This window comes from Nocardia cerradoensis NBRC 101014 (assembly GCF_000308535.1).
Lineage (GTDB): Bacteria > Actinomycetota > Actinomycetes > Mycobacteriales > Mycobacteriaceae > Nocardia > Nocardia cerradoensis.
Genome location: NZ_BAFW01000330.1, coordinates 1 through 7,093, shown reverse-complemented (window position 1 = coordinate 7,093; position 7,093 = coordinate 1). Strand labels below are relative to the sequence as shown.

Sequence of the window (7,093 nt, the reverse complement as noted above, 5' to 3'; positions counted from 1 at the left end):
AGCAGTGCCGCCACCCGATCCGGTTGACCCGGTGCCGAGGTCCCCGTATCCGCGCATCAGGGATTCGTCGGTCAGGGTGGGATCGGCGGGGGAGGTGCCGGAGGAGACGCCCCACCGGGTGCGGATCGTCAAGTCCTTGAGGCCGTCGATCGAATACCGTTGCGGGCCCTGCGTCATCAGCGCATACACCTGCTGGCTGACCCCAGTGTTGTTCGTCCACGTGACATTCACCGTGAACAGCACCGTGCCGGGGGAGGCGTTGTTGGCCGGGGTGAAGGTCGCGCCGCCACCCTGCGCGGTCGCACGCTGCGCCCACTGCCACCGCCGCAGCGGATCAAGCACACCATCGGTGGTGTCGAAGAAGTTGCTATCTGCGCAGGTCATCGTCTACTCCGGAGCCGCCCACAGCAGCAGCCGCACCCAGTAGGCGCGCACCACCTGGAGCACCTGATTCGGGTCACGCCACTGCCCGGGCGTCGTATAGAGGGCGCGGTATCGGATGTGCGCGGTCTGCCCGGCCGGCACCACCCCGAGCGACTGGAACCGCACATTGTCATCCCAGCCACGGAAGAACCGCCCGTAGTTGATCTGGTTCAACGCGAACGGAGTGATCGAGGCCCGGCATCCGATCCCGTCCTCCGTCGCGTACGGGTCAACGGCGTTCGGGGACACCGCGATATCGGAACTCACCGCGTCATCGAGGGCGTACGTGTTCGGGTTGGTCGCGATGATGGTGCGCGGTGCTCGATGCGTCGACAGCCAACACTGCTGATCGGAACCGGTCGCGTTGGTCCACGACATCTCCGCGTCGATGAAAATCACCGGGTCCGGTGCCCGCTGAACATTCCCATCCTTGGTGCTGGTCGTGAATCGCTCGGCGACGATGCGCGGCATCCACGCTTCCGCGAACCCCGTCCCACGCGGGCCGGAGATCATCATCTCCGACGAGCAGATCGCGATACTCATCGAACCGCCTCATCCAGTGTCGGGAACGCCCACAGCCGCAGCGTCACTCCGCGCGCCCACGCCTCATGCAGCGGATTGTTGGCGCTGGCGTTGTTGCTCCACGGTGGGGGCGTCCAGCAGTAGGCGCGGTATTTGATCTGGATCGAGGACCCCGCCGGCAGGTCGTACCATTCCTCCGACGCACTGGCCGGGTAGTGCTGGTGGATGCGCGCATAGAACGGCTGGGACGCCTGGTCGGTGCCCATGTCCCACGACAGAGTGGTCAGCGAGTTGACCAGGTTGTAGGAGTCGGGAGTGACCGCGGACCGGTCGATGCCGACGTTCCAGCTGTCCCAGATCTGCACGGCGTTCGGGTTCGACGCGATCAGGGTTCGGTACTTGCGGATCACCTGCAGGCGCATCACCGACGCCAGCGGCGAATCCGACGTCCACGACACAGAGGTGTCGATCATCAGCCGGCCCGGCTGAGAGGTGAGGCCCGCGCTGCTGATCGTTCCATCTCCGATGGAGGTCGCGGTCTGCTGGGCGACCAGGCGCGGCGCGGACCATTTCGCGATCCCCAGCACACCGGAGGTGATCGACAGGTTGCGGCTGGTACAAACTTTCGGCATCAGGTCAGCTCCTCTGTACCAGCGACATCGAGAACACTGTCGGCACCGGGGATGAGGTGAGGGTGGTCGACCCGATGCCCTGGCCGGAGTACGCGGCGGCCCACAGTTGGATCTTCTGGCCCGCGTTCACCCGCAGCAGGCCGTTGACCTGCGAGGTGAGCCAAATGTTGTTCTGTCCGGAGTTGTCGGAGATCCGGCCGTACAGCATCGGCTGGTCATCCACCAGAACGATCACCATCCAGTAGCCGCTGCCGTCGCGGAAATGCACCGATCCCGACACCTGGTAGATCCCGGACACCGGGGCGTTGATCGCGTCGAATGTGGTTTTGCCGCCCGTCCAGTCGCCGCCGGACTGGAACCGGGCACCGTCGAAGATCACCGCGGCCCCGCCCGAGGGCAAGGTTTGCGCGGCGTTGCGCACCACTGAAACTGCCGGGACGGCGTCGTCCTGGATAGCGTCCGGGTCGTTCTCCCCGCCCTCCGGCCGGCGGGCCAGCACGACAGAGCCGCCGTTGACGTTCGACACGATGAGGCTGCCATCGGCGCTGGTCGAGAACACCCATTCCCCGACGCGCATCGACGTGGGATTCTCCACTGAATCCAGTCGGCGGGAGGTGTCGCGCGCCCATTCGGCATCGGTCTTCGGCGGGCGGACCGGTTCTGCTGTTCCGCTCATTGCACCGTTGCTCCCGCCTGCTCGAGGGCTGTCGGATTGTCCGGCGTGGACAGCGACACAGCCACCTGCGTGCCGGACGACGAGCCCGACACCTGCACCTGATCCAGGCGCAGGATCGTACGGAGACCCAGTGCAGACACCGTGACGTTGATGCCGGGCACCAACATGTCCAGCTCCACCGGCGCATCGGGGGTGAGCGTCGCCGACTGCGGCACCACCAGTTCGTCGCGGATCACCGCGGACCGGCCCACATACTCCGCCGCCGCGCGCTGAATGTTGCTGACCCCGAACAGATCATCCAGGCTGACGATCGATTGGAGGTGCAGGCCGGCCAGCTCCCGCCGCTCCGTCACCGCCGAGTTCTTCCCCATGATCCGCACGTCATTGGCGGTTTTCGCGCCCGACCGTTTGATGCTCATGCCGACCGTGAAGTCGCAGTCCGACAGCTCGGCCGCGATCGCAGTGGGCTGGGTGCCCAGGATCGGCCGGCCCCGCACCACCGTCCACCGCAACCCGAGCTTCGTCAGGTCGGCCATGTCCTGCTGCACGTACCGCAGGTCCGCGGACACCGACACGTCGTACCGGGATGCGGTCGCGAGGGCGGGCAGCACTTTCGGCTCGGCGTCGATGCCGTGGAAGGTGAGCATGTCCCGCCACATGTCGGCCGCGATGCTCGCGACGTTCAGCTGGGACCACTTCCGCGTGATCTGGGTGCGGGTGTGCCACATCAGCGCCGACAGGTCGCGGGCGTCGATCTGCATGCTGGTGCGGTCCCGCGTTGCGTCCTGGACGGGGCCGAACCATTGCAGCGCGCCGCCGTGCCACGCCGATATCCAGTGCACCCACGGCGTGATCCGTGTGGACAGATCTTGCAGCGGTGCCTGTACCTGACACCGGCTGACCTCGCACAGCTCGCGGGACCAGGTGTAGCTGGTCGGGCATTCCAGCGCGCCCAACGTGGAGCCGTCCACGATCGAATGGATAGCGAACGCGGCGTTTTCGAGCTTCACGACTGCCGCCCCCGCACGCTGATCTGCACGGTGAAATCAATCCCCGGCTCGTGCTGGGCCACCAGCTCCCAGCACTGCCCGGCATCCAACACCACCGGTGTCCACGGCGCGCCGGTCGGAGTGTGAACGATCCCCTCCTGCCGCACCTGGCGACCGTTCACCAAACCGTAGGGGCGTCCCAGCACGCTGTCCGCGACGATTGTCGACCCGGCCGGCATACCGGCCAACGACAGGAACCCGGTCCGGTCGCAGGCGGCGTCCGACCCGCACGGCCGGAACCAGAAATTCACCGAGACCAGGTCGGCACCGGCAGTGACGGTGAGCGTGACCGTTTCGTCGCGGCACATCACACCTTCCGCCGCCGGCACCTGCGCCACCCGGGTCTGCACCTCGCACACCGGGATACAGCCCGCGCACACCGGCGGCTGCACCGCGGCCACATCCACGACCGCCGGGACGCACACCGCCGACGCCAGCACCGGGATTTCCTCGCACGACCCGGGGTCTTCGCAGTCCGGCGGGTGCGCCCACTCGATGGACTCGGTGACCGACGAACCCCACACCACCGTCCTCGACGTGGCCGGCCCGTACACGTAGGGGTCGAGCACACCCATTTCCCAGTCGATGGCCTTCACCGCCCCCTGCCGGTGCTGCCGCCCCCGCGTGCCGAACGACTTCGTTTCCCGGATCTCGCGGGTGTAGACCACCCGCGACATCACCCGCCGCAACAGCGCAGGGTCGGCGGCCGAATCCTCCGGGTGCGCCGCAAGGTATTCCAGAGTGGTCCCGGCCAAGCTGGTGGCGTCGCGCAACCGGCAACCCAGCCACTCCATCCCGTATTGAACGCCCGCGTTCGTGCAGCCGATCAGAATCGCCTGGATGGTCAGCGAACGCGCCTTGTCCCGATGCGCGCCGGTCACACCGCCCGCGCAGATCGCGTCGGAAATCTGCCGGTCCACCGGCGCCGGACCGAACCCATCCGTCGCCGTAACCCAGACGCCGAGGAATTCCTCGCTCTGCGGGATCGTCGGGTCATACCAGGGCGCGGACGTCAGCGTGTACGGCTGCTCATCGCCCAGGAACACAGCGAGGCCGGGCCAGGAATCGTCGTAGTTGATGTAGCCGCGCGGCACCGTGCATCGGCACTGCGCCAGGGCCTCTTCCATCGACTGCGGCACACCCGGACGCGCGTGCGCGACCAGGCGCGACGTGTTCGTGAGCTCCGCGCCTGCGAGAGCCATATAGCCACGGAACACCCCGCTACTCCTCGTCCGCGACGACGGGCGACGGCGGGGTCAGCCCGACCACACCGAGATACGAAGGCTCCGGTTCGTGACCCTCCGGCACAGCGCCAGTGCTCGACACCGACCGCTGCGCCAGGTCAACGACCTGATATTGATCCACACCAGCCTCCTACATCAGGCTCAACAGGGAGTCGCGGACAGCGCCCGGTCCGCCAGCGCCGACGTACTGAATGGGGGCGTTGATGGTGGTGGGGCCGCGTCGGCCCCACGACTCCATCGCGTCCACGAGCCGCCCGAAGTCCTCGGTTTGCTTCGGCGACAGCACCCGCTCGGGCGAGATGGTGTTTTTCGGCAGGAACCCGATACCCGACGCCACACCACCGGAGTCGAAGCTGTCGATGGCCGCGCCAGCGCCGACCGCGATCCCGGACACCACCACGGCCGCCAGGCCGGCCAGCGCAGCACCGACCACGGCACCGATCGCCGCGCCGATGGCGGTGCCGATGCCGGGGATGATGGAACCGATGGCCGCGCCGATCGCGGTGACCACCAGCTGGATCATCGCCGACAGGATCGCGGTCAGAATCGGGATCAGCACCGCGGTAATCAGGTACCGCAGTACGGCTTTCATCAACGCGGTGTTCAACCGGTTCATCTCCTGGATCACCAGGTCACGGCTGGACTCGTTGCGCTGCATCAGGTCTGCGGTGTCGGCGACGATCCGGCCCGTCGAATCGAACGCCGCCTGCTGATCGCCGCGGAATCTCCTGATCTCGTCGTTCGCCTTGACCAGGTTGTCCCGGATCTCGATATTCACCCCGGTGAGGCGGACGATCATGTCGACCAGTGGCCCGCCGCTGATGTCTTTGCCGAGCGTGCCCCGCGAGTTCTGAACCTTCGAATCTTGTTGCGCGAGAGCAGCATTCGCGATCTGTTGCGCGACCTGCTGGAACGCGCTGGTGGCGGCCTGCGCCACCGACTGCACCGCCTTGCTGATTTCGGCCACCGCGTCGAACGCCGATCCCGGCGCGCCGAACGGCGACACCGCGCCCGGTCCCGGGTTGTTCCCGCCCGGTGTGGTCTGCACCGTGCCGTTCAGGTTGTTCACCGCGGCCGTGGTCGCGTTCGCCGCGTCCACGACCAGCCCGAAACCGCTGCCCAGCCAGTCCTTCACCACACCGATCGCGGAGTCGAATGCGCTTTGCATGATCGGGGTCAGCACCCCGCCGGACACCCGGTTGGATATCTCGGTCAGCACGGCGCGCAGCTGCTCGGTCTGCTGCTGGGTGACCAGCTCCTGGCTGGATTGCGTGCGCAGCACCAGATCCCGGGTCTGCGCCGCGATCTGGCCCGTCTGGGAGATCGCCTCCGCGGTCTGCTCCTGGAATGCCTGATCTTCCGGAGCCTTCCGCGGCTCCTGCTGCTGGATCCCCAGCGCACGCGACAACGCGTCCACGCCAGCGCTGAATACCGTGTTGGTCAACAGGTCCGGGTCGGTCGCGCCTGGGCCGCCGCCCGCGATCTGCTGGAGGCTCATCACCATCGCGTCGAACAGACGCGTCTGCTCGGGGCTGAGCACGCGTTCGGGCGCGATCACGTTCTTCGGCATGAAACCGGTACCCGACGCCACACCACCGCTATCGAACGGATTCAACGCGTCCAGCACCGCCCGGCCGGCGTCCTGCGCCTTCGTCCACGCGGACGGCAACAGATCGGTCAGCCCGTCCGCCAGACCGGTCAGGTAATGGATACTGCCGTCTTCGAAGGTCTGCAGGAACTCGGGCGGGATCTTGCGGAACTCCGGCGGCGGCGGACCGACTTCCGAGTCCACGCGCCGTTTGATCGGCTCCATCAGACCGGTGATGACATCAGAAATCTTCCGCGCCAGGAACCCATGCTGGTCGGATACCGAGGGGCCGGTGCCGCCGCCGGTGGTCGGCTGGAAGAAACCGTTGGCGCCGATCGGCAGGCCGTACAGCGACGCGAAACTACCGACCGGCGTGCCGGTCCCGTAGTGCACATCGCCCAGTGCGCCACCGGATTCGACGCGCGCCACGGGATACCCGAGTTCGGGGATGGCGCGCAGCTCGCCCGCCGTGTGGCCGCCGCCCGGGCCGCCAGGGTCGTCGGTGATGCCGACGAGCATGCCGACACCATCGCGCAGGTTCTTCACCAGGCCCTGCGCACCGACCTGCGGGTACCCGGCGAAACTGCTTGTGGACCAATACCGTTGCCACGGATTCAGACCAAGGATCGCCGCGAGGATCGAACCCATGAAACCCGAGCAGTCGAAGCTGTCGCCGACGAACCGCGGCCCCGCCCACTGATACGGCCGCCCCGACTGCGCTCGCGCGAAGTCGTGACCCTTCTGCAGCTGGAGCATCCACGGCTCCACCGCGCCGCCGGTGGCGAACCGCGGCCGCAGCTGATCGAACAGACCCTCAGGCGATACGTTGCCGATGCCCTTCGACTTCACCGCCGCCCCGTAGGCGTCGAGATTGTCGCGCCCCAGGTCCGTGATGATCCGACCGTTGTCCCAGGTGAAAGGTATTCCGCGGGCGATCATGTCGCGGATCGCGTACAGGA

Annotated in this window: 7 protein-coding genes and 1 pseudogene; all 8 read right to left on the bottom strand. The window is 67.1% G+C overall.

All coding sequences use genetic code 11. The features are described 5' to 3' along the window. On the bottom strand, positions 1-384 hold a 384-nt coding region (locus ON23_RS28770), incomplete at its 3' end, for a DUF7172 family protein (RefSeq protein ID WP_039782125.1). Between the two features lie 3 nt (positions 385-387). Next, positions 388-966, bottom strand: a complete 579-nt coding sequence (locus ON23_RS28765) for a DUF7172 family protein (protein WP_039782122.1) — start codon at positions 964-966, stop codon at positions 388-390. Beyond that, positions 963-1,577, bottom strand: a complete 615-nt coding sequence (locus ON23_RS28760) for a DUF7172 family protein (RefSeq protein ID WP_039782119.1) — start codon at positions 1,575-1,577, stop codon at positions 963-965. The genes ON23_RS28765 and ON23_RS28760 overlap by 4 nt, the downstream gene beginning before the upstream one ends. A gap of 4 nt (positions 1,578-1,581) precedes the next feature. Then, positions 1,582-2,253, bottom strand: coding sequence for a hypothetical protein (locus ON23_RS28755; protein ID WP_039782117.1), 672 nt, complete (start codon positions 2,251-2,253; stop codon positions 1,582-1,584). Beyond that, entirely contained in the window at positions 2,250-3,263 is a 1,014-nt protein-coding gene (locus ON23_RS28750) for a hypothetical protein (RefSeq protein WP_051043510.1), read from the bottom strand. Before ON23_RS28750 ends, ON23_RS28755 begins: the two co-directional genes overlap by 4 nt. Beyond that, positions 3,260-4,504 (bottom strand): hypothetical protein, encoded by a 1,245-nt coding sequence (locus ON23_RS28745; protein WP_039782115.1) that lies wholly within the window; start codon positions 4,502-4,504, stop codon positions 3,260-3,262. Before ON23_RS28745 ends, ON23_RS28750 begins: the two co-directional genes overlap by 4 nt. A gap of 19 nt (positions 4,505-4,523) precedes the next feature. Further along, on the bottom strand, positions 4,524-4,667 hold the full coding sequence (locus tag ON23_RS38150) for a hypothetical protein (RefSeq protein ID WP_157170309.1): 144 nt from the start codon (positions 4,665-4,667) through the stop codon (positions 4,524-4,526). 9 nt (positions 4,668-4,676) lie between these two features. Further along, positions 4,677-7,093 (bottom strand): annotated as a pseudogene (locus ON23_RS28740) (hypothetical protein); the annotation flags it as partial.

What these genes read in the sequence shown, in the direction of transcription:
- ON23_RS28745 (WP_039782115.1), bottom strand. Translation starts at nt 4,504, where the DNA reads ATGGCTCTCGCAGGCGCGGAGCTCACGAACACGTCGCGCCTGGTCGCG.
- ON23_RS28765 (WP_039782122.1), bottom strand. Translation starts at nt 966, where the DNA reads ATGAGTATCGCGATCTGCTCGTCGGAGATGATGATCTCCGGCCCGCGT.
- ON23_RS28760 (WP_039782119.1), bottom strand. Translation starts at nt 1,577, where the DNA reads ATGCCGAAAGTTTGTACCAGCCGCAACCTGTCGATCACCTCCGGTGTG.
- ON23_RS28755 (WP_039782117.1), bottom strand. Translation starts at nt 2,253, where the DNA reads ATGAGCGGAACAGCAGAACCGGTCCGCCCGCCGAAGACCGATGCCGAA.